This window comes from Mucilaginibacter humi (genome assembly GCF_013087555.1).
The window spans coordinates 1-24,644 of record NZ_JABFCR010000016.1 but is presented as its reverse complement, the minus strand read 5'-3'; the positions used below and the strand labels follow the sequence as shown (position 1 = coordinate 24,644).

27 protein-coding genes and 3 pseudogenes are annotated in these 24,644 nt (G+C 42.7%); 4 read left to right on the top strand and 26 right to left on the bottom strand.

Going from position 1 to position 24,644, the window contains the following annotated elements; genetic code table 11:
• Positions 1-30: 30 nt before the first annotated feature.
• From HK413_RS04885 to HK413_RS20750, 5 genes and pseudogenes are all read right to left on the bottom strand, one after another.
• Positions 31-759: pseudogene (locus HK413_RS04885) on the bottom strand (MIP/aquaporin family protein).
• Positions 760-789: 30 nt separating this feature from the next.
• A pseudogene (gene glpK, locus HK413_RS04880) lies at positions 790-2,280 on the bottom strand (glycerol kinase GlpK).
• 107 nt (positions 2,281-2,387) lie between these two features.
• A complete protein-coding gene (locus HK413_RS20760) occupies positions 2,388-2,780 on the bottom strand; it encodes a glycerol-3-phosphate dehydrogenase C-terminal domain-containing protein (RefSeq protein WP_246229804.1) in 393 nt (130 codons plus the stop codon).
• Positions 2,762-3,580 carry a glycerol-3-phosphate dehydrogenase/oxidase gene (locus HK413_RS20755; RefSeq protein ID WP_317169296.1) on the bottom strand — a complete coding sequence of 273 codons (819 nt, stop codon included), beginning with the start codon at positions 3,578-3,580 and terminating at the stop codon, positions 2,762-2,764. The genes HK413_RS20760 and HK413_RS20755 overlap by 19 nt, the downstream gene beginning before the upstream one ends.
• 44 nt (positions 3,581-3,624) lie before the next feature.
• On the bottom strand, positions 3,625-3,927 hold the full coding sequence (locus HK413_RS20750) for an FAD-dependent oxidoreductase (protein ID WP_317169295.1): 303 nt from the start codon (positions 3,925-3,927) through the stop codon (positions 3,625-3,627).
• A 178-nt stretch (positions 3,928-4,105) separates the two neighbouring features.
• Between HK413_RS20750 and agaR the strand changes: the two are divergent.
• Positions 4,106-4,869, top strand: a pseudogene (gene agaR / locus HK413_RS04870) (transcriptional repressor AgaR).
• Here the strand turns inward: agaR and HK413_RS14890 are convergent.
• The 7 genes from HK413_RS14890 to HK413_RS16785 form a co-directional block, all read right to left on the bottom strand.
• Positions 4,866-5,864, bottom strand: coding sequence for a response regulator (locus HK413_RS14890; RefSeq protein ID WP_317169297.1), 999 nt, complete (start codon positions 5,862-5,864; stop codon positions 4,866-4,868). The pseudogene agaR and the gene HK413_RS14890 overlap by 4 nt on opposite strands.
• Positions 5,865-5,905: 41 nt before the next feature.
• Positions 5,906-6,514, bottom strand: coding sequence for a histidine kinase dimerization/phospho-acceptor domain-containing protein (locus HK413_RS04860; protein WP_175269343.1), 609 nt, complete (start codon positions 6,512-6,514; stop codon positions 5,906-5,908).
• Positions 6,515-7,314: 800 nt separating this feature from the next.
• Complete coding sequence (locus tag HK413_RS04855; protein WP_175269342.1) at positions 7,315-8,391, bottom strand: Gfo/Idh/MocA family protein; 1,077 nt, start codon at positions 8,389-8,391, stop codon at positions 7,315-7,317.
• A 12-nt stretch (positions 8,392-8,403) separates the two neighbouring features.
• A complete protein-coding gene (locus HK413_RS04850) occupies positions 8,404-10,485 on the bottom strand; it encodes a 3-keto-disaccharide hydrolase (RefSeq protein WP_175269341.1) in 2,082 nt (693 codons plus the stop codon).
• Between the two features lie 2 nt (positions 10,486-10,487).
• Complete coding sequence (locus HK413_RS04845) at positions 10,488-11,759, bottom strand: HEAT repeat domain-containing protein (RefSeq protein ID WP_175269340.1); 1,272 nt, start codon at positions 11,757-11,759, stop codon at positions 10,488-10,490.
• Between the two features lie 71 nt (positions 11,760-11,830).
• Positions 11,831-12,859: a Gfo/Idh/MocA family oxidoreductase gene (locus HK413_RS04840; RefSeq protein ID WP_246229802.1), complete on the bottom strand. Its 1,029-nt coding sequence runs from the start codon at positions 12,857-12,859 to the stop codon at positions 11,831-11,833.
• Between the two features lie 28 nt (positions 12,860-12,887).
• On the bottom strand, positions 12,888-13,109 hold the full coding sequence (locus HK413_RS16785; protein WP_246229800.1) for a twin-arginine translocation signal domain-containing protein: 222 nt from the start codon (positions 13,107-13,109) through the stop codon (positions 12,888-12,890).
• Between the two features lie 229 nt (positions 13,110-13,338).
• Here HK413_RS16785 and HK413_RS04835 point away from each other — a divergent pair, with 229 nt between their 5' ends.
• The 3 genes from HK413_RS04835 to HK413_RS04825 are packed head-to-tail and all read left to right on the top strand — an operon-like array spanning position 13,339 to position 15,309.
• Positions 13,339-13,746, top strand: a complete 408-nt coding sequence (locus HK413_RS04835) for an AAA family ATPase (protein WP_175269339.1) — start codon at positions 13,339-13,341, stop codon at positions 13,744-13,746.
• The gene (locus tag HK413_RS04830; protein ID WP_175269338.1) at positions 13,664-15,037 is read left to right on the top strand and encodes a hypothetical protein; all 1,374 of its coding nucleotides are present in this window, start codon (positions 13,664-13,666) and stop codon (positions 15,035-15,037) included. Before HK413_RS04835 ends, HK413_RS04830 begins: the two co-directional genes overlap by 83 nt.
• The gene (locus HK413_RS04825; RefSeq protein WP_175269337.1) at positions 15,034-15,309 is read left to right on the top strand and encodes an HRDC domain-containing protein; all 276 of its coding nucleotides are present in this window, start codon (positions 15,034-15,036) and stop codon (positions 15,307-15,309) included. Before HK413_RS04830 ends, HK413_RS04825 begins: the two co-directional genes overlap by 4 nt.
• On the opposite strand, the gene HK413_RS04820 is transcribed toward HK413_RS04825, so the two are convergent.
• From HK413_RS04820 to HK413_RS04770, 14 genes are all read right to left on the bottom strand, one after another.
• On the bottom strand, positions 15,271-15,510 hold the full coding sequence (locus HK413_RS04820) for a KTSC domain-containing protein (protein ID WP_175269336.1): 240 nt from the start codon (positions 15,508-15,510) through the stop codon (positions 15,271-15,273). The two genes, HK413_RS04825 and HK413_RS04820, sit on opposite strands and share 39 nt — an antisense overlap.
• A gap of 3 nt (positions 15,511-15,513) precedes the next feature.
• Complete coding sequence (locus tag HK413_RS04815) at positions 15,514-15,702, bottom strand: DUF2188 domain-containing protein (protein ID WP_175269335.1); 189 nt, start codon at positions 15,700-15,702, stop codon at positions 15,514-15,516.
• A gap of 154 nt (positions 15,703-15,856) precedes the next feature.
• Entirely contained in the window at positions 15,857-16,123 is a 267-nt protein-coding gene (locus tag HK413_RS14885) for an ATP-binding protein (protein ID WP_217452080.1), read from the bottom strand.
• A gap of 8 nt (positions 16,124-16,131) precedes the next feature.
• Positions 16,132-16,599, bottom strand: a complete 468-nt coding sequence (locus HK413_RS14880) for a hypothetical protein (RefSeq protein ID WP_246229798.1) — start codon at positions 16,597-16,599, stop codon at positions 16,132-16,134.
• A gap of 38 nt (positions 16,600-16,637) precedes the next feature.
• Positions 16,638-16,859: a HAMP domain-containing protein gene (locus tag HK413_RS14875; protein ID WP_217452079.1), complete on the bottom strand. Its 222-nt coding sequence runs from the start codon at positions 16,857-16,859 to the stop codon at positions 16,638-16,640.
• 101 nt (positions 16,860-16,960) lie between these two features.
• A complete protein-coding gene (locus HK413_RS04805; RefSeq protein ID WP_175269334.1) occupies positions 16,961-18,316 on the bottom strand; it encodes a sigma-54-dependent transcriptional regulator in 1,356 nt (451 codons plus the stop codon).
• Positions 18,317-18,700: a hypothetical protein gene (locus tag HK413_RS04800; protein ID WP_175269333.1), complete on the bottom strand. Its 384-nt coding sequence runs from the start codon at positions 18,698-18,700 to the stop codon at positions 18,317-18,319. It abuts the gene before it with no gap.
• A gap of 68 nt (positions 18,701-18,768) precedes the next feature.
• On the bottom strand, positions 18,769-19,374 hold the full coding sequence (locus HK413_RS04795; protein ID WP_175269332.1) for an ABC transporter permease: 606 nt from the start codon (positions 19,372-19,374) through the stop codon (positions 18,769-18,771).
• A 17-nt stretch (positions 19,375-19,391) separates the two neighbouring features.
• Positions 19,392-19,958, bottom strand: a complete 567-nt coding sequence (locus HK413_RS04790; protein WP_175269331.1) for an ABC transporter permease — start codon at positions 19,956-19,958, stop codon at positions 19,392-19,394.
• Between the two features lie 29 nt (positions 19,959-19,987).
• Entirely contained in the window at positions 19,988-21,226 is a 1,239-nt protein-coding gene (locus HK413_RS04785) for an ABC transporter permease (RefSeq protein ID WP_175269330.1), read from the bottom strand.
• An 8-nt stretch (positions 21,227-21,234) separates the two neighbouring features.
• Positions 21,235-21,687, bottom strand: a complete 453-nt coding sequence (locus tag HK413_RS04780) for an ABC transporter ATP-binding protein (protein WP_317169292.1) — start codon at positions 21,685-21,687, stop codon at positions 21,235-21,237.
• A 4-nt stretch (positions 21,688-21,691) separates the two neighbouring features.
• On the bottom strand, positions 21,692-21,901 hold the full coding sequence (locus HK413_RS20740) for an ATP-binding cassette domain-containing protein (RefSeq protein WP_317169291.1): 210 nt from the start codon (positions 21,899-21,901) through the stop codon (positions 21,692-21,694).
• Position 21,902: 1 nt separating this feature from the next.
• A complete protein-coding gene (locus HK413_RS04775) occupies positions 21,903-23,318 on the bottom strand; it encodes a TolC family protein (protein WP_246229795.1) in 1,416 nt (471 codons plus the stop codon).
• A gap of 29 nt (positions 23,319-23,347) precedes the next feature.
• Positions 23,348-24,616 (bottom strand): efflux RND transporter periplasmic adaptor subunit, encoded by a 1,269-nt coding sequence (locus HK413_RS04770; protein WP_246229793.1) that lies wholly within the window; start codon positions 24,614-24,616, stop codon positions 23,348-23,350.
• Between the last annotated feature and the right edge of the window lie 28 nt (positions 24,617-24,644).

Sequence of the window (24,644 nt, the reverse complement as noted above, 5' to 3'; positions counted from 1 at the left end):
TATGCTGTAAATTTTGTTGTTCATTGATCTTTATGATTTTAAATATAAATACAATCCGGCAGCTACTGCCGAACCAATAATTGGCCCTACAACCGGTACCCGCATAACGCCAACCGCTACTTCCTTTTTCTGGAATGGGCAGGATTGCATGCATAATACGCGGCCCCAAATCACGTGCCGGGTTGATAGCATAGCCGGTAGTGCCGCCTAATGATAAGCCTATTGCCCAAACCAATAATGATACCGGTAACGCGCCTAATGAGCCTAAGCCAATAGGCGTTTTTTCTGCGCCTAACTCGCCCTTAGTGAAATAGAATATCACGAACAGTAGTACAAAAGTACCTATAACCTCGCTAATAATATTTGACAAGGGGTTTAAAATAGCCGGTGAGGTACAAAATACCGCGGCCTTGGTGCCGGGATCTTTGGTAGTAAAAAATGATCGCGATACATTAGGAACACAAGGAAAGCCCCTAACATGGCACCGGCAAATTGCGCCAATATATACATAGGTACTTTGGCCCGGGCAAACTGGCCGGCAATTGCTAACGCGATGGAGACCGCGGGGTTTAAATGCGCGCCGCTGTACGGACCGGCAATAACAACCCCTGCAAAAACTCCCGGGGCCCATCCCGTGGTTATTACTATCCAGCCGCCGTTGTGGCCCTTGGTACCGGTTAAAATTACGTTGGCTACTACCCCGTTCCCTAACAGGATAAGAAACATGGTGCCGATCAGTTCGGCGGTAAATTCTGACATCTCTTTATTGTTTTAGGTTAGTTTGTTGGTTTATACCTCTGCCCATACTTTAACGGCGGCCACCGCTTTGTTCCAGCCTTTTACCATTTCATCGCTGTTAAGTGATGTATCCGGTTCAAAACTTCGGTTTATTTGCCATTGTTGCTGGATCTCATCAATATCGCTCCAAAAGCCGATAGCCAGGCCGGCAAGGTAGGCCGCGCCTATAGCGGTTACTTCGGTAACTTCAGGCCGAACTACCGTTGTTTTTAAAATATCAGCCTGGAACTGCATTAACAGGTTATTGGCAGTTGCCCCACCATCAACCCGTAGCTGGGCAATCTGTGCGCCCGAATCGGCTTCCATAGCTTTTAAAACTTCTAAGGTTTGGTAAGCGATACTCTTAAAGCCGCGCGGGCAATATGTGCATTGTTTGTACCGCGGGTTATGCCAAACATGGTACCGCGGGCATATTGGTTCCAGTGTGGTGCACCTAAACCGGCGAAAGCAGGCACCAGGTAAACGCCGCCACTGTCAGGCACTTTAGCTGCAAGTGTTTCAACTTCGGCAGAGCTGCGAATAATTTTCAACTCATCACGCAGCCATTGCACCACGGCGCCGGCAATAAATATACTGCCCTCAAGCGCGTATTGTACCTTGTCGCCTATTTTCCAGGCGATGGTGGTGATAAGGTTGTTTTTTGAGATTATAGGCTTGTCGCCAATATTCATCAGCATAAAACAACCTGTACCATAAGTATTTTTAACCATGCCGGTTTTGGTACACATTTGCCCGAATAAGGCTGCCTGCTGATCGCCGGCTATACCCGCGATGGGTATTTTTGCAGCCAACACGCTGCCGGCGGTTTCGCCATAAACCTCACTGCTTGATTTTACTTCGGGCAGCATACTTGCCGGGATAGTAAACATATCCAGCAATTCATTATCCCACTGCAAAGTGTTAATGTTATAAAGCATGGTGCGCGATGCATTACTTACATCGGTAACGTGTACCTTACCCGAAGTCATGTTCCAGATCAGCCATGAGTCGATGGTACCAAACGCCAGTTTTCCGGCTTCGGCCTTTTCCCTTGCACCCGCAACGTTATTTAAAATCCACTGCACTTTTGTTGCCGAAAAATAGGCATCTAAAACCAATCCCGTTTTTTGCTGGATAGTTTTATCAGCGCCTTTTGCCCTCAATCCATCGCAAACAGCCGATGTACGGCGATCCTGCCATACGATGGCATTATGCACCGGCTCGCCTGTTTCCCTGTCCCATACCACGGTAGTTTCGCGTTGATTGGTTATACCGATGGCGGCTATATCTGTTGATTTAAGGTTTGCTTTGATCACAACTTCGGCAGCAACTGATGCCTGGGTCGACCAGATCTCGCGGGCATCATGCTCCACCCATCCCGGTTGCGGGTAGATCTGGGTAAACTCTTTCTGAGCGACCGCCACAATACTGCCGGCCTTATTAAAAATAATAGCCCGCGAGCTGGTGGTGCCCCTGGTCTAACGACAAGATGTACTTCTCCATTAAAATTACTTTTAGGTTTGGTGTTGGTTGGTTTATTTAACAAATATATTTTTTATTTCCAGTAAAATCTGCTGTAAGATACTGGTTGGCCAATTGGTTAAAATTATTCACCTGCGCCTCTTCCCAAGCCAAAGGTTATAATTTAATTCGGCAGCCATTATTCTTGCAACAGCGGGCGCCAAACTCATGGCTGCCCTTGCATCTAAAAATAAAATTCTTAATCGCCTTGCTAATATATCTTCAACTGTGCGGGCCATTTCGTTACGCACGGCCCATACTACTTCTGCACCCAAATATGGTTGTTCATCGTCTAATCTCTTCCCTAATTCAGGTTCTGCTTTGATCAGCACTCGTATACAATCTGCATCATTGCCATAAACCGATAGCTGGCTATCGTCGATTTTTTTAAGGTATCCATGAATTTTTAACTGCTTTGTATGGCATGGCCCAGCGTTTAATCCTGCAACCTGTATAGCTTTATCTACGGTATCTTCGGCCATTTTACGGTAGGTAGTCCACTTCCCCCTGTAATGGTAATTAAGCCTGAAGCGTTTACGATCAGCTTATGGCTCCTTGAAATTTCTTTGGTAGCATTGGTATCCTTATCAGGCGCAGCCAACGGGCGCAAACCGGCAAATACGGACAATACATCATCGCGCGTTGGCGCTTTTATGAGGTATTGTCCGGCCGTTTGTAAGATGAATTCTATCTCCTTATCCGGGGCAATAGGTTCAAGGCTATGGTTTTCTAAAGGGGTATCTGTTGTTCCTACTAATATGTGATTGTGCCATGGCACGGCAAAAAGCACCCTACCATCGATAGTTGCCGGTATCATTATCGCGCTGTTACCATGCAGGAATGACCTCTCCAATACCACATGTACACCCCGGCTCGATCTAACCAGCGTTTTTTGCGCCGTGCTGTCCATCTGCAGTATCTGGTCAACAAATACGCCAGTAGCGTTTATAACAATTTTTGACCGGAGGTTGAAAGTTTTGGCACTTTCAATATCACGGGCAACTACCCCGTTTACCTTTCCATCATCGGCTTTAAGCAGACCGGTTACCTGCATGTAATTTAACAATACACCGCCTTGTTCGGCAGCGGTTTGAGCCAGATTGATAGCTAAACGCGCATCATCAAATTGTCCGTCCCAATATTCAATACCGCCTTGTAAACCTTCGGCTTTAATTTCGGGGATGATGCCGATCAATTCATCCCGCGAAAGCGACTTTGATCTGCCGAAGCTAAACTTGCCAGCCAGCCAATCGTACATTTTTAAGCCGATCAAATATTTCATTTTATCAAGCCAACCATAGCATGGAATTATGAACGATTGCTTTTTTACCAGTGCGGTGCATTTTGCAAGAGTAAGCCACGCTCATGTAAAGCTTCATAAACCAGGCCTATATTTCCCTGTGCCAGGTAACGCACCCCGCCGTGTACCAGTTTTGTACTGCGGCTTGAGGTTCCTTTGGCAAAATCGGCCTGCTCCAATAATAAGGTTTTATAGCCGCGGGACGCCGCGTCTACCGCTGTACCCAGCCCTGTTGCCCCACCGCCAATGATGATAATATCCCATAAATCGGTTTTATCCAGCTCCTGTAAAAATCCTTCTCTGTTAAAGCCTGCTTTATTTGCTATCATTTCATTTGTTACTAAAAATATTTCGTTTTATTACGAAACGAAATATTAAACAATAATATGAAATATTTCGAAACCTATAATGTTTTCTAAAAACAAGTTATCCACAATGCCAATCAAAACACTTCGAGTATTAATTTATCCTAAATTTCTGCTAAATTGCACCATAAAATCATCGTGAATGAGTAGTTTAACCGAAAGGCATCAACATATTTTAAACCAGATCCAGCAAAAAGGAAGTGTGAGCGTATTGGATCTTTGCAATGAATTGGAAGTATCATCTGTAACTATCCGAAAGGATCTGAAACTTTTGGAGGATAAAAATTGCCTGTTCCGCACACATGGCGGGGCCACGCAAAACAATCCGTATGCTACCGACCGGCCGGTTAACGAAAAAGAAAAACTGCAGTCCTCGGAAAAATTAAAGATTGGCGCGGCGGCGGCGAAACTTATCCAGCCTGACGATTCTATTTTGATAGCTTCCGGAACCACCGTTTTAGCCTTGGCCAAAAGCATTCAACCTGTTGGTAACTTAACGGTAATTACGTCGGCCTTAAATGTGGCCCTTGAACTGATCCATCATCAAAATATAGAAGTGTTGCAACTGGGTGGTATTCTCAGAAAAAGCTCATCATCGGTGATGGGTCCGTATGCCGAAAGTATATTAGCGGACTTCTTTTGCAGTAAGTTTTTTTAGGGGTTGATGGCATTGACCTGGAGTTTGGCCTGACCACCACCAGTGCTATGGAAGCCCACTTAAATCGGCAAATGATGTCGGTATCGCAAAAAACTATAGTAATAGCCGATTCGACCAAGTTTGGTAAACGCGGGTTTGGCAAGATCTGCGGACTGGATGAGATAGATCAAATAATTACCGATAAAGGATTACCTGAGCATATAGCCGAAAAACTGGAAGTAATGGGCGTTAAAGTAATATTGGTTTAGCTGGTTGCAGCCTCTTTTAGTATCGTTAAAAACGCATCTAATTTAATAGGCTTGGTTATGTAATTATTCATCCCGGCTTTATAACATTCTTCGCGGTTTTCAGCCATAACGTTAGCGGTTATAGCTACTATAAATGGTTGCCTGGTATGATGTTTACGAATATAACGGGTTGCCTCTAATCCATTCATTTCCGGTAATTCAATATCCATTAATATTATATCATGATATTCCTGCTCAAGTACCCGGATGGCCTCGTTGCCTGTTGCTGTTAAAGTTGGTGTATAACCCAGTTTATCTAATACTTTCAGAATCAATAACTGATTTACAGGATTATCCTCGGCTACCATAATTTTTAAAGGATAATTTATGGCAAAATTCTTATGTAACGAATTGTCTGCTTTTTGCACCTGTTCTACCTGATGATGTTGCAGCACCATTAATAAAGCATTTGCCAAATGCGATTGTTTTACCGGTTTGGTTAATATAGCCTCAAATAACCCGGGGTGCTGCTTTTTAACATCCCGACCAATCGTGTTCAATAAAATAACCGGGAGTCCTGGGTATTGCTGCTTTACTAAAGTAGTTAATGCTATCCCGTCCATTTCAGGCATTTTCAGATCGCAAATAACTGCGTCAAACTTACTGTTTGTTAATAGAGCAAGTGCCTCATTTCCGGTATGCGCCGCTGTTGTCGTAATCCCCCATTGAGTTAACTTTTGCTGTAATACCCTTTGATGGGTAAGGTTATCGTCTACTACCAATAATTGCTTGCCCCTTATTAACGATAGATCCATCACAAGCTCTTCTTTTTGCGGCTGGGCGCTTGCATTACATCTAATATTAAATGTAAAACTGGTTCCTGCGCCTTCCTCGCTGGTAACTGTAATTTTTCCATCCATTAAACCAACCAAACGTTGCGAAATAGCCAGCCCTAAACCTGTACCGCCGAAATTGCGGGTGGTTGCTACATCAGCCTGCGAAAATGCGTCAAACAGGTTAGCCAGTTTGTTTGCAGGGATACCAATACCCGTATCTCTTACCTCAAAACCAATTTCAATTTCTGGTTTGATTTGCCTATTAAACTCACACCAAGAAAGACCTCACCTTTAGGTGTAAATTTCAGGGAGTTGCCAACCGGGTTTATCAATATTTGTCTCAACCGCATCCCATCGCCAACTACCTGCGTGGGCAATTCATGATCTACCCGGTAAACCAGTTCTAAATTGGAATAGGCAGCCTTCGCGGCGAAAAGTTCCATCACTTCTTCTACACATTTAAGCGGTGAAAAATCATACAGTTCAAGATCCATTTTACCCGCCTCAATTTTCGAAAAATCAAGTATGTCATTTATTACGTTCAGCAAAGCTTCTCCACTATGAATAATGGCCTGCGTGTATTCTTGCTGCTCGGTATCCAACTCTGTCTCCTTCAATAAAGCTGCCATGCCTAATACTCCATTCATAGGGGTACGGATCTCATGGCTCATGGTAGCTAAAAAGAAACTCTTTGCTTCATTGGCGCTTTTATGCCTGAAAACATCCAATTGTTTACGATAGACTACTATAATAAAACAAACCACAATGGCAAATGAGCACATGGTGGCTGTTATAACCAATACTTCTATGTTATCTTTTACTTCGTTCACGTTGTATGGCTATAAAAAAAATGACATACATGATCAAAACGAAAGTATCATGAATGTTCCACATGATTAACCTTACATCGCGCGATGTATGTTTACTAAGTACGTTAGAAAAGACGAACTGGAAAAAGAGCTGCCAAAGTATAGCAGAAAACCACTGGCCACCCATCTGCCTGCGTCGTGGGTTATTTGTTTATAATTAAGATTTTGCTGACCCGAAAGATATAGCGTACTAAATGCTATAATAATAATTGCCTCTAAGGGACGGGTATAAGTATTAAATTGATATATGCTTTGAAAGAAACAAAAATTGATAACACATAAAACAGGGTATACAATCATAATGATCCGGCTAAGTTTGTCGGTCAATGGGGTACAGAAAGCCCGCTTGTAATACCATGTTACAGCAACTAACTCAAAAGCCGTATATAGATGTAATAAAGGAAGATTGTTTTTGTTATAGCTGGCCAATATGATGCCGGCAATATTTATCAACAGGGCAATACATAAGTAAACAATGAGGGCATGTAAAGCTTTGCCTAATTTCTTATAATAAATTAGCCCGGCGCCTATAGGCAAAAGCGTACTCCCCGGAACAATATAACTTGAATAGATATTAGAGAAAGTCATTAATTAGACAGCTACAGATTAACGTTGTGACATGATTTGTTAAGTTAAAAATAGCGTTATTTAAGTAAAACAAGCACGTATTATTAACAATTGCCTATCGGTTAAATCCGATTGTCGTTAAACAAAAAATGCCGCTATTTTTAGATAGCGGCATTACTTATTGGTGAAAATTATTACAATACTACCACTTGCCCTGTTCTTACAGATTCGTCGCAGGCAAACGCTATGCGTAAGCTGTTAATGGCATCTTCTGTAGGATGGGTCAGATCCAGATCATCATGAATAGCTTTCAGGAAAAAACGCTGCTCGCGGTTACAAAGCTCCCGGTGATCCGGCTCATCATGCATATCTATAAACTCATCGGTCTTAGTAAATTCATCATCTTTGTTAAGATCAGCATGATGGATTTTTATCGATTCGGTTTTGGTGTGCGAATCTATATTATCAGACATCCCGACTTTTGATGATTCTTTGGCCACTATAGACACGGCGCCCTTTGGGCCAAAAACATCCTTGATAAAAAATGCGGTTTCGCTAACCATAGGCCCCCAGCCAGCTTCATACCAGCCTATCGAGCCGTCCTCAAAACGGATTTGCAGCTGCCCATAGTTATAGTTCCAATCAGGGATATCATCTGTCAACCTTGCCCCTATGGCACTTACCTGTACCGGTTTTGATCGCGTCATCTGGCACATAACATCTATATAGTGCACCGCGCAATCAACTATCGGGCTCAAACTCTTCATCAGGTTGCGGTGTACCGTCCATTTTGGGCCATGGCTTTGCTGGTTAAGATTCATCCGCATAACTAATGGTTTGCCCATTTGCTGGGCAACCTCAATGAATTTTTCCCACGAAGGATGGTAACGTAATATATACCCAACAACCAATTTCTTACCCGCTTTTTTAGCAGCTTCGGCTACGCGTACAGCACCTTCAACAGTATCTGCTAATGGCTTTTCTATAAATACATGGCAGCCGTTCTCAAACGCTTTAATTGCAAATTCCTCGTGCGTATCCGGATAGGTTGAAATGCAAACCGCATCGGGTTTGGTTGCCTGCAAAGCTTCATCATAATCGCTAAACAACGTGTAGCCTCCACCAAGCTTTTCATTCAATACCACCTTACTATTACCTGTTGATACAATACCACAGATCTCAAATCCATCTAAATTATGGTAGGCCGTAGCGTGTGAAGCGCCCATATTACCACAACCAACAACTAATACTCTTATATTTTTAACTGACATATTTTATTATTCCTATTTCTTTACGCTATCGTCTTTAACCCTGATATTTCTAAAATACAATTCATCACCATGACCCAGGAAGCCGATATGGCCGCTTTCGCGTTGTAAACCCGGGTGTGGCTTACCATCTGCCGCACCATTTTTACGGGCTTCGGTAATATCCGCATCGTTTATTACCGTACCGTTCAGGATAACTTTGATCTTAGGGCCCTTAACTATTACCTCTTCATAGTTCCACTCGCCTACCGGCTTCAGGAAGCCTCGTTTCGCAGGGATGGTACCATAAACTGATCCATGATACTGATACTCATGCAGGTCTTTATACATAGGGTGTTCATTATCCAGTATTTGTAGTTCCATACCGGTGTAAGCGGCATCACCTTCTAACGGCGCCCTGATACCTAAACCGTTATTGGCACCCGGCGTTAATTTAAACTCGAAACGGAAGGTAAAATCGCTGTACTCGTCCTTGGTATACAGGTTACCACGAGCCGATCCTCCTTTTGTTCCTTTTGGATGTACAGCTATGGTTCCGTCTTCCATGGTATAATCTGTTGTGTTGCCTATCCAGTTAAACATATTCGTACCATCAAACAGCACTTTAAAGCCTTCTTTCTTTTCTTCGTCGCTTAGCTCAAAAGGTTTTACCTGCGGTATCTCGCGGATATACAAATCGCGGTAAGCAACCGGTGACCCATGCGCCTGTAACTCTATCTGCTCAACCGGGAATATCGGCAGTTTTCTGTTCCAGTAGTTCTCTAATATTACGTTATCAGTAACCAGTTCGCCGTTAAGATATACGGTAACGCGGTCGCCTATCATTATAATCCGGAAGGTGTTCCATTCGTCCAGTTTATTATCGGCTACTTTAAGTGGTTTACTTGGGTTAACCTGGTTGTTGTATAATCCGCCTGAACCTACCCGGGCACCAGCTTTTACACGGGAAGTATCCCAAATCTGCACTTGCGGCGAACCACGAAGGTAGATACCGGCATCACCCTCTCCTTTTCCATCGTTAATTATCTTCCAGTCAACCAGCATTTCAAAATTACCATATTGTTTAACCGTTGCCAGGTTATTGAAGCCTTTAGCCGCAAAATGTAATTCGCCGTTTACCGGTTTCCACTCTTCTTTGGCCTGGGCATCCGCTTTTATTTGCCGCTCGGCAAGCGTCTTGGCATCCATTTTCGACCGCTTGATCGGGTCATCAACCAAACCTTTCCAGCCGGTTAAGTCTACTCCGTTAAACATCGATACAAAACCTGCATCAGGTTTCATATTATTCAAGTATCTGTTTACCGCTGTTTTTTGGCGACCGGTCACTAAAGCAGCGGCTTTAGTTAACAAACCTTTAATTAAATCGCCAGTATAAACCCCTGCCACCGCGATACTAACAACAGTACTGGCCGCTACCTGCTGCAAATCCGGATCGTCTAAATATTTACCGGCAAAAAGTATCGAGTTGATACATTTAGCCTGCTCTATATTGGCCAGGATTTGTTTTTTCTGGTCAACTGTTTGCGCTACGGCAAATGCATCGCGGAATAGCAATAATTTTTCCTCTGGGGTATAAGTATTTTGGTTTACAGAAGCCAGGTAGCCATTGATTGCTGTATTTAGCAGATCAGCATCTTTGGTTTCGCGTGCTATCTTTATTAATTGCGCAGTAGCGCCGCCATTTACCCACACCGACATCGCGTCGAGCGTAGCTTTCTTAGTTTCGGCATTGCCGGAATTGTAGTCATCCGCAACAATTTTTAATGCCTGTGCGCCGCCCAAGCCCGCCAGCATTTTATAGAACAGCGGTTTCTTATTTGCGGGTGCGGCTGTCATTTGCTTTAAAACCAGGTCAACCTGTTCGGCTTTATTATCGGCACCGCTCACTACTGTAATCAGGGCATCCTGCGTAGCTTCTTCTTCCGAGCCGGTTGTTTCATTTAGCAGCGTAAATAACTGCGCCTCGTTTTGCTTACCCGAGACATGTTTTAGTGCCGAAAAAGCCGCGTGTTTAGTTTGCGGATTGGCGCTTTTTAGCTGCGCATACACTGCACTAAATTGCGGGGTTGCTGAGCGGGTATCCAATATATCTATCAAAGTTACCTGGTTGTTGGTTTAACGGTAGGTATAGCATCAGCAAGCTGTTGTGTTACCGTAGCACCTTTCATGTGGCCAATAACTTCGGCGATCATATCTTTATCATCAGAGGTGCCGTTATCCATTAATTTAATTAATGAACCAAGTACCTGCTCCTGCCCAATATTAACCGCAGCATTAATAGCGGCAAGTTTTACTTTATCATTTTTATTTTTTGCTAACGCGATGATAGCAGGCAATGCAGTTTTAGCCTTGGTTTGACCAAGCATAAACAGGATGTCGGCCTTGGCATCATCATTAACAGTATTTAATTTATTGATCCGGGCTTTGGTTGTAACCGGGGTGATGTAAGGCAACGCAAATCTTAAAGCAGCTGCACGATATTGCGGGTTAGCATCACCGGCGGCAGTTAACAATAGTTGCTGATTAGCCGGAGTTGAATTAACCAGGATCTTCAACGCGCTTATCCGAACATTTACCAGGTCATCTGCCTTTGCTTTAACTAACAGGCTGTTCGCTATTTTTTGCGCCAGTAGTTTGTTGCCATTTATAGCTAACTGCCCGGCATAGATAAGGTAATATTTTGCAGCCTCGGTGTTTTCGTATTTGTACCCACTTTTGGCAGCAGCGGCGGCCAGTACTTTTTCAGATGACGGGTCGGCAATATAAGCCAGGGCATAATAAGATACTTTAGCAAGTGCGGCATCGTTAGTAACAGCTAAAGCATTAATAGCTTTTGCTGCGGCTTTATACCGGCTATTTCCTAAAGCTTCAATAACCGAAAGTTTGGCAGCACCACTGGCCTGTGGCAACGCTGATAGCAAAGCCGCTTTTGATGCAGGCGAATTAATTTTTACTAATGCACGCGAAGCAGCATCAGCCAAATCATTATCGGTTAAATAAGTTTTTAAAGTGGCAACTGCGTCATCCTTACCCACCAAATCAAACTGTGCTATAATAAATTGTTTGGCTTGCCTATCGGTTAGTTTCTGTAAACCTTTAATATAAGCGCTTACGGCCAATTTGCGCATGGCCTCATTGCCGGTTTGGGTTGCAGCGGCTGTAAATGCGCCGATGGTGTATTCTATAGCCGCGTTATTAGCTGCACCGGGTGCACCAAGTCCACTTATCAGCCTAACTAAGCCATCTTCGCCTAAGGCGTTTATTTTGACAACGTCATTTTTTAAAGCGGCTGCAGTAAATGCCGGCATATGCGCTAACACGTCGGCAACTTTATCTTTACTATCCTGCGCCATAACTGCATTTTGCAGCATACCAATTGCCAGCAGGAAATATATTTTTTTTTGTCATTGTGATTGATTTGAACGTCATTTTAAACTATTGCTTAAATGTTATAGGGTGCGCGCATGGCCGGGTTAATTAACCTGTTTGCCGCTTCATCATCAATAAACTCCATTTTAACCGGGTCAAATTTTAACGACCTGCCCAGTTTTAAAGCGATCATACCCATGTTGACAATATTGCATGAGCGCAAGGCGTTCTCTTCATTCAGCGTGAATTTTTGCCTTGTTTTAACACACTCGGTAAAAGTGGTAAACTGTGGTGCCGGGTCGGGGAACGCCGCTAACTTACGCTCAAGATCAGGAATATCCGACTTAAAGCCCTGATATAATTTTCCTTTCGGTCCTTCAATATATGCCGCATTGGTATCTTTTCCTTCGCCGTCCAGTATTATCTGGCAACCATCGGCATAAGTATAGGTTATCCTTCTCCATGTCCCTACAGCGTCTGTATGCTGTTGTGGGGCATCAACTTCTACCGATATAGGGTTGGTATCATCTTTACCTAAAAAGTACTGTACGGGGTCTATATAATGCTGTCCCATATCGCTCAATCCGCCGCCATCATAATCCCAATATCCGCGGAAAGTTTGGTGCACCCTATGCGGGTGATAAGGTTTATATTGCGCCGGGCCTAACCAGGTTTCATAATCCAGTTCAGGCGGTACGGGTTGTGGTTCAAGCACATCTTTACCCACCCAGTAAAATTTCCAGTCGAACCCGGTGTATTTACCCACGGTAACTTTTAACGGCCAGCCTAACAAACCGCTCTCCACCAGTTTCTTAATTGGCTTTACCGGAGTACCCATCCCATAGAAAACATCTTTAAAACGAAACCACGTGTTTAACCTGAACATCCGCCCGTTAGCCTGGATAGCTTCCTTAACACGCTTGCCTTCGCCGATGGTATGGGTCATTGGTTTTTCGCACCAAACATCTTTACCGGCATTTGCGGCATCAACAGCTATAATGCCGTGCCAGTGCGGTGGCGTGGCTACGTGCACGATATCAACTTCGGGCAAGGTTATTAGCTCACGATAATCACCAAATAGTTTAACACCTTTATCTAACATGGCTGATGCCTGCTCCGGTGTTTCCTGTCTACATCGCAAATGGCAACAACCTTGGTACCTTCATAACCAAAGTGATTACGGCCCATCCCCCCACGCCAACAACAGCTTTGGTAAGTGTATCGCTTGGTGCTAAAAAGTTGGTACCGCCCAGTACGTGCCTTGGTACAATAGTAAATGCAGCCAGCCCGATTGCTGATTTCTTAACAAAATCTCTTCGTGAGGTTTGAGTTTCCGGTTTTTTAGGGTTCATAGTTGGTAATTGAAGAACAGGTTATTATATGTATTGCTGTTTTATGGTTTGTGCTGCCTATTGGGCAGTTTTTACTCATGGAATAAATCATCCGTAAATAAAGAAACAAAATCCATAATTGCAATAACACATGGCAAGTTACAATTTACTGCGGAAGAATAATGATAACATATTACCAATTTATGATGTGTTATTATATTACTAAAATTATTAGTATAATTGTAGCGATATGATGGAGCTCGCTTATGATTATTTGGCATCAACCAATACCGTAGTTTTTCTGACGGGAAAAGCGGGCACAGGTAAAACAACATTCTTACAACGCGTCAGGGCTGAATCAAAAAAGAAACTGGCCGTAGTTGCACCAACAGGTGTGGCAGCTATAAACGCAGGTGGTATGACCATCCATTCGTTTTTCCAGATCCCTTTTGGCCCACTTATCCCGGCAGGTAATTCTAAACCAGAGTTACATTACAGTCCTGATAAAAAGGAACTATTGGGTAGCCCGGAACTGCTTATTATTGATGAGATAAGTATGGTGCGCCCGGATGTGCTTGACCAGGGTAGATCTGATCTTACGAAATATCAAAGACAATTCGCACCCGTTTGGTGGCGTACAATTATTATTGATTGGTGATCTATCGCAACTAAGCCCGATTATCCGTGAAGAAGAATGGGTGATGCTGAGCCGTTACTATTCGACCCCCTACTTCTTTAGCAGCCTGGTGCTGCAAAAAGCACCGTATGTAAGGATAGAATTGGATAAAGTATTCAGGCAAAAAGAGCAGGCATTTGTAGATATATTGAATGAGGTACGGAACCAAAGCATAAGCGAGCAGAGCCTGGAGTTATTAAATGCCAGATATATCCCTGATTTCAAGCCGACGGCCGAAGATCCTTATATTACATTAACTACCCATAACGCGATAACGCAGCAAATTAATAACGAATTTATTGAAACCCCGGCAAGCGAACAGGTAGAATATAAAGCGACCATTAAAGGTGAATTCCCGAAAGACGCCTATCCGACTGAAACTGAATTAAAATTAAAAGTTGGCGCACAGGTAATGTTTGTCAAGAACGATAGCTCATCGGCCAAACAATATTATAATGGTAAGATAGGTACAGTAATAAAACTAACCAACGATACCGTAACAGTACAAAGCGACAGTCAGGAGATTGAAGTACAGGCACAGGAATGGAATAATGTTAAATATAAGCTGTCGGGAGATGAGATAGATGAAACCAACGCCGGCAGCTTCGCGCAGATCCCACTGAAGCTGGCCTGGTCGATAACCATCCACAAAAGCCGGGGGCTTAGCTTTGATAAAGCAATAATTGATGTTAGCGAAGCATTTGCCCATGGGCAGGCGTATGTGGCACTGAGCCGTTGCCGCAGCCTTTCAGGTATGGTGTTGCGTAATCCTATTGCGGCACATAATATCATTAGCGACCCTGCCGTAACCCGTTTTAACACACAGGCCAAACTGTTGCAGCCTGATCGTGAACAGTTAAAACGCGATGAGGAAGTTTACAGGCTCTTCCTGCTTACAGAACTATTTAACTTTAACGGGCTTGAAAAACGAAGCCGGAATTTTGAGTATCTACTACCCGACTTGCAGCCCACAGTGATGGACATAGCCCGTCGCTCTGCCGGTCAGCTACATAATTACGACTCGGAACGCATTAAGAGGGCTGCCGTTTATTTCCAAGGGAAGTTATCAGCATTTACAGAGGATTTACACCGCCAATTGCCGGGGTTTATAGGGCAATCGAAAGAAATGGCTGCTAAGGCCGACCAACTGATCAACTGGCTAATGGCCCGGATAAAGCTGTTGGAATATTTTACCGAGGTAGAATTTACAACGACTGCTTACCTGCAATTACACAATAAAAAAGCACGGGCAGTACTTATCTCAAAACATTGAATGCATTGCCAAACGAGGAATTGTATCAGCAAATACTAACCTGGCGGGAGATAATTGCTGAGAAGGAAAAAGTTATGCCGAATATGATTTTCTCCGCTAAAACGGCCGCTACTATTGCCGAGAAATTGCCGGCTACACTTAAAGCGTTAGCTGCCATTAAAGGTGTGGGCCCACAAAAGGCAACGCAGTTTGGTAATGATATTATTGAATTGATCCGAGCTTACGAACAGGGATTATTGGGTACCGGGCTTGAACAGGTTAGTTTGTTTTAATCCCGGTGTCACTTCCTCAAACGGGTATTTACCTTTAATATACCGGTTAAACCAAATACCCTTTACCATTGTAGAACGCATCTCTTTAAAAACCTTTTCGGGCACCTGCAGGTAATTATACACCTTACCCGAATGGTAACGAATGGTTAGCGTTTCGGATATGGCATCATATTCATAAGCAGCAATAACAGCTGAGGGCATGGCTCAATCCTTTGCTTTCGCGGCTTTTTCTTTCGCGAAATGTAATCGTGCCTGTTTCAGTCCCGTAGCTATGGCCTCTCCTTCATTGCCGGTAGTTTTTAAAACTTCATTAGCTATCTCGGTCGCCTTGTCCCTTATTTTCTTGGGTTGATTTTTATAAGATGGCGGGTAATCTCCATTGTACCGGGGCATAGTTCCTCCTTTTAGTTAATAACTTATAAACAAAATTGATTGTTTGCAGGAATTAATTAAAAACGGATAGTAAACTCTGTTTGCCGTTCAGCCACAGTTCTTAAGGAAAAATCAAAGTTATGGTTAATCAGGATCTCGCGCACCAGTGTTAGCCCTATTCCCTGACCGTCTTTTTTGGTGCTGAAAAAAGGCGAAAAAGTTGGGCGGCTTCTTCGGTACTGATGCCGGGGCCATTGTCTGCAATAACCGTGGTGTTTTTGGTAGTTGTGAAGCTTACAACGCCATCTTTATCGATGGCTTCCATCGCGTTTTTAACGATATTGATTAATGCCTGCTCTATTTGCAGTTCATCGGCCAGTATATTACAAGGCGAAGGATTGTATTCAAATTTAATATTGCTATCCTTAGCTTTGATCTCCATTAAGGCGCTTACAGAATATATAGCAGGTTAATATCAATAAGCTTTTTTTTGGGAGCAGGCAGTTTTACCAAATCGGCATAGTTTCGCATAAAATGGTTAAGGTGATGGTTCCGATCAATAGCTACCTGCAAAGCATCCTTCAAATTATCGCTGCTGGTTTTTAGGGCCGATTCCATGATAGAGTTTACCGGACCTACCGTATTATTCACCTCGTGCGACATCATGCGGATCACTTTACCATAAACATTCTTTTCGGCTGCTACAATTTCAACCGTTAAATCCTCAATCATTACAAAATGACGGGCAAAACCACGATCAATAAAATGTGATTTTTGCAGGCGATAGGTAGTGGCACCGTCCACTTTTACAGTTATAGCGTCGCCTGGTGCAAGCGCGTTAATGTGATCTAATAATGCCGGCACTAAAAGTTGTTCGGCTTTTGGATTTATTTGCTGAATTTTTCCATCAAAGTCCATTATTACAATTCCAGTAGGCGAAGTTTGTATCAGCTTCTCTAAAAGAAATGCTGTTGTTCCCGGCGGGTTCGTTCTGTACGCAATTCATCCATCATCTGGTTATAAACCCCTATAAGCTCATCCATTTCATGCTTACCGGTTGATAGAAATTTTACGTTAAAATCGCGGTCTTTTATGGCATCAACACCCTGCATTAATGTTTTCAACGGACGTAATAATTGCTGGTACAGGTTAATGGCGATAGCTATAGAGATGATCACAAATACCTCAGCCCCTATAAAAAAAAACTTTATCCTCTCTGAAAATATAATAGGTTAAAACCAGCGCCAGCAGGTGGATAATAGTAACGAACAGGATATATTTAGTCCGCAGTTTCATCGTAAGGGATCTGGTATTTATCTAACCGTCTGTATAGCGCGCTGCGGGTAAGTCCTAATGATACCGCTGCCCGTGCCACTTTGTTTTGATGGTAAGCTAAGGCGCGTTTTATCATTTCTACTTCCATTTCTTCCAGCGTTCCGGGGAGTAATTGATTTTCTTTCTTCGCAGGCGTTAACTGCGCGCTAAAATCGGCTACTTCCAATACATCATTCTTAGTAACTAATATAGTTCGCTCAACTAAATTCTTTAACTGGCGGATATTACCCGGCAGTGGTAAAGCCTGCAGCCATTTTAAAGCAGCTGCGGATACAGCAAGTTTAGGGCGATTATAGATCTGTTTTAAATTATTGATGAAGAAGTTAACCAGTAATGGGATATCCTTAGGCCTATCTCTCAATGCGGGTAAATGAATAGTAATTAAGTTGATCCTGTAGAGGAGATCTTCGCGAAACGTGGCGTTACTTACCATGGCCTCGAGGTTTTTATTGGTGGCGCAAACTACACGAACATCAACCGTTTTAGTACGACTACTGCCCAATACCTCGTACGTACGATCCTGCAACACACGCAGCAGTTTTACCTGGCTGCTTGGCTCAAGGTCGCCTATCTCATCTAAAAAAATCGTTCCTTTATTTGCCAGTTCAAAACGGCCGGCACGATCAAACCTTGCATCGGTAAAAGCGCCCTTAACATGACCAAACATTTCGCTTTCAAACAACGAAGTTGAGATGCCGCCCAAATTCACTTTAACAAATGGCCTGCCTTTACGCTGGCTGTTTTGGTGGATGGCTTCTGCTATCAATTCTTTTCCGGTGCCGCTTTCACCCATTATCAGTATAGAAGCATCCGTACCTGCCACCCGGCCTATTGTTTCAAGTATGCTTAGTATCTGGGGGTCCTCGCCTATTATGTTATCAAAATTGTAGGCTTTGTTTAATTGCTTACGGGTAGTGTTTGCAGCTGCTTGCTTGTTAAGGTCAATAAGTGTTTTTATAGACTGCAGTATGTGGTCGTTGTTCCACGGCTTATTAATAAAATCATTGGCACCCAACTTCATTCCCTGTACAGCAAGTTCAATACTCCCCCAGCCTGTTATTAAAATTATTGGTATGGCAATATTTATCTTTTTAATCCTGCCTAAAAGATCCATCCCTTCAATGCCTGAAGTAGCGTTTGAAAAGTTAAGATCAAGGATGATAAGTTCGGGCGATTGTTTTTTAATAATACCTAACGCGTCGCCCGGATTAGCGGTGGCTGTAACCTTAAAACCCTCGCTCTCCATTAACAGGATGAGCGAGGTTCTTACAGCAATATCGTCGTCGATAATTAATATCATTTATTTCTTTTGTATTATATCCCTTATCCCCTCGCACATGCTTTTGAAGCGCTTGTAAATGTCAGCAGAATTTTTGCGTTTATCTAACTTTAAAACAAGTTTACCCGGTGAATTTTTTGCGTAGAAACTCATTTTGTTATCCAAAGTCATTTGGGCATCGACACGGGTGTTCCTAAACTTAACACCGCCATCACTGATCTGATCGTCCATATAATCATAGATCTTTTTATCAAGATCCGCATTGTACGATGCAGAAAGTTCATAGGTTTTATCGTTCTCTGTTAATGTAACCGAATTACTTTCGTTTTTAACAGTTTCAGTTTTTGTTTGTGCGAATGTGGTACTTACCAGCAAGCAAAAGGCAATTAATAGTTTGGTTTTCATTGTGTTTGTTTTTAATGTGATTGTTTAATTTTTAATAACGACAGGTTTTAAACCCATCGCCATGGTTGTTATTCTTCATGCAAAGCCACCGCCGGATACACCGCTGCTGCCTGCTTACCCGGGTACAGTGAGCAAACCAGCACCAGTACGTAAATAAATACTATAGCTAAAAATATAGCTGTAATATACACAGCGGCCGGTACATCAAATACATTCAGTAAAGGGAACTGTATCGCGAAGAACGTTCCAACGATCAACGATAAAGTGGCAAGTAACATCGACTCGGTAACTATTTGCCCTGATACCGAATTTCCGGGCGCGCCAATAGCCCGGCGTAAACCTATTTCGCCACGGCGTTTGTTGATATTGTACCATAGCACACCAAAAATTCCCAAAGCAACGTTTATGATAAGAAAAGCAGACAGGATCAACAAGATGACGGTCGGCATAAGGGTATCCTTATTCATCTTATCCCGTTTTTGGCTAAAGCGTTCTATACCGATGGTTGATTGCTTCATAATACCGGCAACCGCTTTATATACTCTACCCTCAAAAGCAGCATCGGCAGTTGGCGTAACTTTAATAACGATGCGGTTTACGTAATGGAAAAAGCTTGTATCAATACGTGAGTATAATGACATTCCTGATGGAGTATAATCGCCCCTATCCTTCATATCGGCTATCACGCCAATTATGCGTTCACGTTTTTGTCTTTTTCGTCCCAGCCACCTAATAACTGACCAACAGCCTTGCCTTTGCCAAACATTTTTTCTTTCAGCGTTTGATTGATAACCACCGGTTTTACTGTAGCCGCGTCATCCTGTTTCTCAAACCAGCGGCCTTCTAAAATAGTTAGATCAAAGGCGTTGTCATAAGTATCTTCTACTCTGAAAAAATTCACGGGGCTAAACATAGTACCATTGTGACGATAACCTGTGGTCATCATACTGCTGGTGAAAGGTGTGTTACCGCTTGAGTAGCTTACCTCTTTAATTTCGGGCATGTTTTTTAACACATTGCGGATGTTTTCATAATACATCGCTGCCGAATCGGCATTTTTATATTGCGGTGGTTCGCTGATGTTGATGAGCCATACATTTTCGTATTGAAAACCCAGCGGTACCCGGTAGGTAAAGTAAAACTTAACTATCATAGAAAACACGGCGAATATTACCATGAATGATACCAATATCTCGGTAATTAGCAGGGCGTTTTGCTTTTTCTTGTTCCAGATCAGTTTAAATAAATGCTTAAACATAATATTTTGATTAAAGGATTTAGTATTGATTATTGCGCCTTTAAGGCTTTTACCACGTTAAGTTTTGACATGCGCCAGGCCGGGTAAACGCCTGATATTAAACCGAACAAAAGGCAGGTTAGCAAGCCATAAAATAGTATAGTAAAGTTTAAGGTTAAATGCAACCCTACAACAACTCCCGACTCATTAATGAGGTGTAATGCCCCGATAGAAAATATCACCCCTAATAAGCCACCAAGAATTGTTAAAATGATATTCTCTATAATGAACTGGTAAACCAATGTTTTTGATGATGCGCCGAAAGCTTTACGCACACCTATCTCTGACGAGCGCTCCATAATACGGGTAATATTGATATTAACCAGGTTAATGGTTGGCAGCAGCATGAATAGAAATATTGCCCCGCCTATCATTAATAAAAACTTGCTAAAACCAGAGTTAGAGCCACCACCATACATATTGCGTACTATACTTCTGAAATAGGTATCGGCATAGCTATACAACTTATCCATCCCCTTATCACCGGTTGGTATTTTTGATGTTATTTGTGCGTATTCTTTTTGAATTTTTTCAACATCATCAGTTGACTTGGCTAATACTACCGCGCTATAGTCGCCCCGGTGACCGGTTGACTTATAATCGCTTTTTGATAGTGTGTATGGTACAAACATATTGGCGTAGTAAGGATCAGAGGTTATAGAAACGTCTTTTACAACGCCTATTACCCGATACTTAATGTTATCGGCTTCGATGTATTTGCCAACCACATTAGGCTCATCGCCAAAATAATCGATTTTAGTGCTTTGGCATATCACAGCAACACGTTCTGACTGTGCTATTTGCTGTTTATTGAATGGCTTACCTTCCGGGAAATCATAATCAGCAACCTCCCAAAAATCTGCATTGGTATATTTTAGCTGGATAACTATTTTTTTGTTATTGACATAGGCATTTGCCGATGTACCGTCGGAAGCTATCGCCATTTTTTCCGCCCGTTTTATTCTACCCGCATAATGGGTTAAAAAGTAAAATGATGACGATGACGTATTTACCCAACCCTCTTTTTCGTTACGCAACTCAAGCCGTTTAATATATAATGAGCGGTCTCGCTTCATATCCGGGTATGCAGGACTTATTATATTATCCATAAACGCCGTAAGCACCATTAATATCGTAAGTGTAAAGCTTATGCCAAACAAACTTATAAAGGTGAAGAACTTACGTCGCCTTAATACCGCTATGGCTATTTTAAAGTAGTTTTTAAGCATGACCGTATTTATTGAACTTGTGAACCATCAAATAACCTAACCAAACGGTGCGTTTTATGCGCCATGTTTTCATCGTGTGTAACCATTACTATCGTAGTGCCATCCTTTTCATTTAGTTGCATTAAAATATCCATTATCTCATTTCCCATAGCGCTGTCAAGGTTACCGGTGGGCTCATCGGCCAGTATAATTTCCGGGCGACCAACTATGGCACGGGCTATAGCTACACGCTGTTTTTGTCCGCCGGATAATTGGTTGGGGAAATGTTTCATCCGGTTGGCCGTGCCAACTTTTTCCAATGCTTCCGTAGCCAACTGTCTGCGCTCTTTAGCTGTGCTGTCGCGATATAATAATGGGAGTTCTACGTTATCTAAAACCGATAGATCATTGATCAAATGATAGCTTTGAAAAATAAAACCAAGTTTTTTATTGCGGAAACCAGCCAGCGCTTTATCCTTCATATGCTCAGTTCCCCTGGTTATCTATGGTGATGCTTCCTTTTGATGGAGCATCCAACAGGCCCATTATATTAAGCAGTGTGCTTTTGCCGCAACCCGATGGCCCCATAATTGACAGGAACTCGCCTTTGGCTACATCTAAACTAATGCTGTTTAGTGCCAGTGTTTCAACCGTGCTGGTACGGTAAACTTTTTCTATGTTTTTTAACTGTATCATATTATTTATAAGTGATTTTTTGGTTTCGTTCAAAGTCGTATAGTGATAGGTATCGCAATTGATAATAGGCGCTCCAGAAGTCACGCAGCGATTGTACATAATCGCGTTTAGCCTGGTCATTTTCCTGTGACGCAATGCCAAGGTCGGTAATGCTCAGGTCGCCTAACAAATATCGGTCACGGGCAATTTTATATTTTTCAGATGCGATGCTATCTGCTTCAGCTGTGTAAGCCAGCTGTTCTTTCATCACATTAAATAAGCTTACCCGGGTTACTATCTGCTGCTTAAAAGTTTGTTTATCCTGATCAACCGAGTATTCGGTAAATTTCTGGTTAGCCTCAGCCGTTTTTATCTTGGCTTTTGATCGGCCCCAATCTAACAGCGGGATAGAAAATTGCAGTTGCAATAATTGCTGGTTTTGCGGCGACCTGTATATCCCCGGGATATCCGACGAAGAGTTTGAAGTACCGACATTCGCCATCAGCGTAGCGGTCAACCCTGTTTGTCCGCGGGCCAAAGCGACATCGCGTTTAGCTTCAGCAATTTTGCGTACAAAAGCAATTGCATCCGACCGGTTGGCGAAGGCTTCTGTCAACACCCTATCAGCCGATACTGTCATCTGGCTGATGATCTCAGGCATCACCAGCACAATTTTGGCATCGCCTTCCTGCCCGGTATAACTGCGCAGATTTAGGGTGGCAATCTCTACATCCCGTGTAGCGGTACCAACTCCCTTCTTAGCGTTCAGTAACTCTAATTGAAGTTGTAATATTTCGTTTTTAGATACCTTACCTAATTCAAATTTCAGGTTAGCAACTTTTAATATTTTTTGGGTATTGGCTAAACTGGCCGTTGCAGTTTCAAGGTTCACCTGGGCAAGCAGCAGATCGAAGAAATACCCGGTTACTTTTATAGAGATAGTTTCCTGTGCCTCAATATAGGCCTGGATACTTTCGTTATATAACAATGGCTGGATCTTTTTATCCCATTTAAGCGCGTTAAACTGTCCCAGCGGCTGAGTAAAACCGATAGCATAAGGTACACCGTTGTATAGTACGCTATTCCGGTTAAAGTCATCAAACCTTTGTAGTTGCGTAGTACCATATATGGTGGCGCCCGTAGCGGTTATAGTCTGGCTAAAATTCAGATTCAGGGCCGAGTTATCGTAATGGATGGGTTGAAACAATATGGTACCATCCGGTTGCACTACCGGCGTGCTGGTTTTTGTATATCCCGGCAAATTACCGCTTAAAGATAGCTGCGGTTGATAGTTTGACCTAAACGTGCGCCATTGCCAATATTTAGTTTCCCGCGTGGTAGCGGCCTGTTTTGCGGCAATAGAATTATCCTTAGCCATTTCTACCACCTGTTTTAACGACAGGTGCAAAGTGTCCCGGCTGATTGCAGCCGTACTCATAAAAAGCAATATGATCAGTATTAAAAACCTCATTGAATGGTTACCTCCTTTGAGTTTTTATATTCGGTCATGTCTGATGTAATGATCGTATCGCCGGGTTTTACACCATCTAATATTTCCACATAATCAAAATTAGTTAAGCCAACATGCACCGTTCTTCTTTCGGCTTTACCTCCATTTACTACAAAAATATCCTGTACCGATGGCCCTTTAAATGCCGGGCCGTTAGCTACCCGCATAACATGGCTGTGTGCGGCAGTAACCAGGTAAACATCAACTTTCATGTTTGGGCGCAGTTGCTTGTTGTTACGATCTTCCAACTGTACATCAAACGCTATACTACTGTTTTGCACCGATGGGGACACATTAATAACCCTGCCGCGTAATTGCACATCATTAATAATCACAATTACCGGTAAACCTGTATGCAGTTGGCCCAGCGAATTATCAGATATACTACCCTGTATTTTAAAGCTACCCAGGTCGGCTATACGGGCAATGGCCTCGCCCTCCCTTACGTTGGCACCAATATTTTTGTTAACGTAGGTAACTACGCCGGCCCGGGTAGCTATAACGTTTGCTAAGTTTAACTTACGCTGCAGCGCTTCACCCTCACTTGCCAGGATACGGGCAGCTATCTCTGCCTCCCTGATCTCGATCTGCATGGTTTGCTGCTTGTTTTTGATTTCATTTTCCAGTTGCTTCTTTTCCAACTGTGCCACTTTCAGATTTAATTCAGCCTGTTCAATACCTTCGCGGGTACCGCCACCGGCGGCAAATAAGCGTTTGGCATTTTGCACCGCGTCTGTAAGGTTGCTGATGTAGAGTTGCTTGATATCGTTATTAGACCTGATATCAAAAAAGCTTTTGTTAAGATCAAGCTTTAGCTTTTTGATTTCGTTTTGTTTGGATTCTAACTGAAACTTTAATTTTTCGTAATCGGTTTGGGTGGCCGATTTATCGAGTGATAAAATTGATTGCCCCGCCTTTACATTACGCCCGGCATCCATTAACACACTTTTTATAGATGCGTTTATAGGACTTGTCAATATTTCTTCAAACTCAGGCAATACTTCGCCGGTTGCATTAATCGTGTTCTCTACATTTCCTATAGCAACTCTTGATACTGTGATATCTGATCTTTTAATGGTTGATTTAAAAGTGGACCTTAGTCCCCATATTAATCCTGCTAATATTATAATTACGGCTAATGCAATAAACAAACCTTTCCTCTTGTTTTTGGCCGCTACCTCCTGTGTAATTTCTTTATCCATATAGTACTTTGTATTGCACGGCATTTTGCAATAGGCGTACCAATGTTAATAA

Bases quoted from the DNA above. Each gene is read 5' to 3' on its own strand.
- HK413_RS04805 (WP_175269334.1), bottom strand. From the start codon at position 18,316: ATGATATTAATTATCGACGACGATATTGCTGTAAGAACCTCGCTCATC.
- HK413_RS04845 (WP_175269340.1), bottom strand. From the start codon at position 11,759: ATGCTGCAAAATGCAGTTATGGCGCAGGATAGTAAAGATAAAGTTGCC.
- HK413_RS04790 (WP_175269331.1), bottom strand. From the start codon at position 19,958: ATGTTTAAGCATTTATTTAAACTGATCTGGAACAAGAAAAAGCAAAAC.
- HK413_RS14880 (WP_246229798.1), bottom strand. From the start codon at position 16,599: ATGGACTTTGATGGAAAAATTCAGCAAATAAATCCAAAAGCCGAACAA.
- HK413_RS16785 (WP_246229800.1), bottom strand. From the start codon at position 13,109: ATGAACCCTAAAAAACCGGAAACTCAAACCTCACGAAGAGATTTTGTT.
- HK413_RS04855 (WP_175269342.1), bottom strand. From the start codon at position 8,391: ATGTCAGTTAAAAATATAAGAGTATTAGTTGTTGGTTGTGGTAATATG.
- HK413_RS04800 (WP_175269333.1), bottom strand. From the start codon at position 18,700: ATGAAAACCAAACTATTAATTGCCTTTTGCTTGCTGGTAAGTACCACA.
- HK413_RS14885 (WP_217452080.1), bottom strand. From the start codon at position 16,123: ATGGAGATCAAAGCTAAGGATAGCAATATTAAATTTGAATACAATCCT.
- HK413_RS04815 (WP_175269335.1), bottom strand. From the start codon at position 15,702: ATGCCCCGGTACAATGGAGATTACCCGCCATCTTATAAAAATCAACCC.
- HK413_RS04780 (WP_317169292.1), bottom strand. From the start codon at position 21,687: ATGAAGGATAAAGCGCTGGCTGGTTTCCGCAATAAAAAACTTGGTTTT.
- HK413_RS04785 (WP_175269330.1), bottom strand. From the start codon at position 21,226: ATGCTTAAAAACTACTTTAAAATAGCCATAGCGGTATTAAGGCGACGT.
- HK413_RS04795 (WP_175269332.1), bottom strand. From the start codon at position 19,374: ATGAAGGATAGGGGCGATTATACTCCATCAGGAATGTCATTATACTCA.
- HK413_RS04775 (WP_246229795.1), bottom strand. From the start codon at position 23,318: ATGAGTACGGCTGCAATCAGCCGGGACACTTTGCACCTGTCGTTAAAA.
- HK413_RS20760 (WP_246229804.1), bottom strand. From the start codon at position 2,780: ATGGCCGAAGATACCGTAGATAAAGCTATACAGGTTGCAGGATTAAAC.
- HK413_RS04770 (WP_246229793.1), bottom strand. From the start codon at position 24,616: ATGCCGTGCAATACAAAGTACTATATGGATAAAGAAATTACACAGGAG.
- HK413_RS04840 (WP_246229802.1), bottom strand. From the start codon at position 12,859: ATGTTAGATAAAGGTGTTAAACTATTTGGTGATTATCGTGAGCTAATA.
- HK413_RS20740 (WP_317169291.1), bottom strand. From the start codon at position 21,901: ATGATACAGTTAAAAAACATAGAAAAAGTTTACCGTACCAGCACGGTT.
- HK413_RS20755 (WP_317169296.1), bottom strand. From the start codon at position 3,580: ATGAAATATTTGATCGGCTTAAAAATGTACGATTGGCTGGCTGGCAAG.
- HK413_RS04835 (WP_175269339.1), top strand. From the start codon at position 13,339: ATGATGGAGCTCGCTTATGATTATTTGGCATCAACCAATACCGTAGTT.
- HK413_RS20750 (WP_317169295.1), bottom strand. From the start codon at position 3,927: ATGATAGCAAATAAAGCAGGCTTTAACAGAGAAGGATTTTTACAGGAG.
- HK413_RS04820 (WP_175269336.1), bottom strand. From the start codon at position 15,510: ATGCCCTCAGCTGTTATTGCTGCTTATGAATATGATGCCATATCCGAA.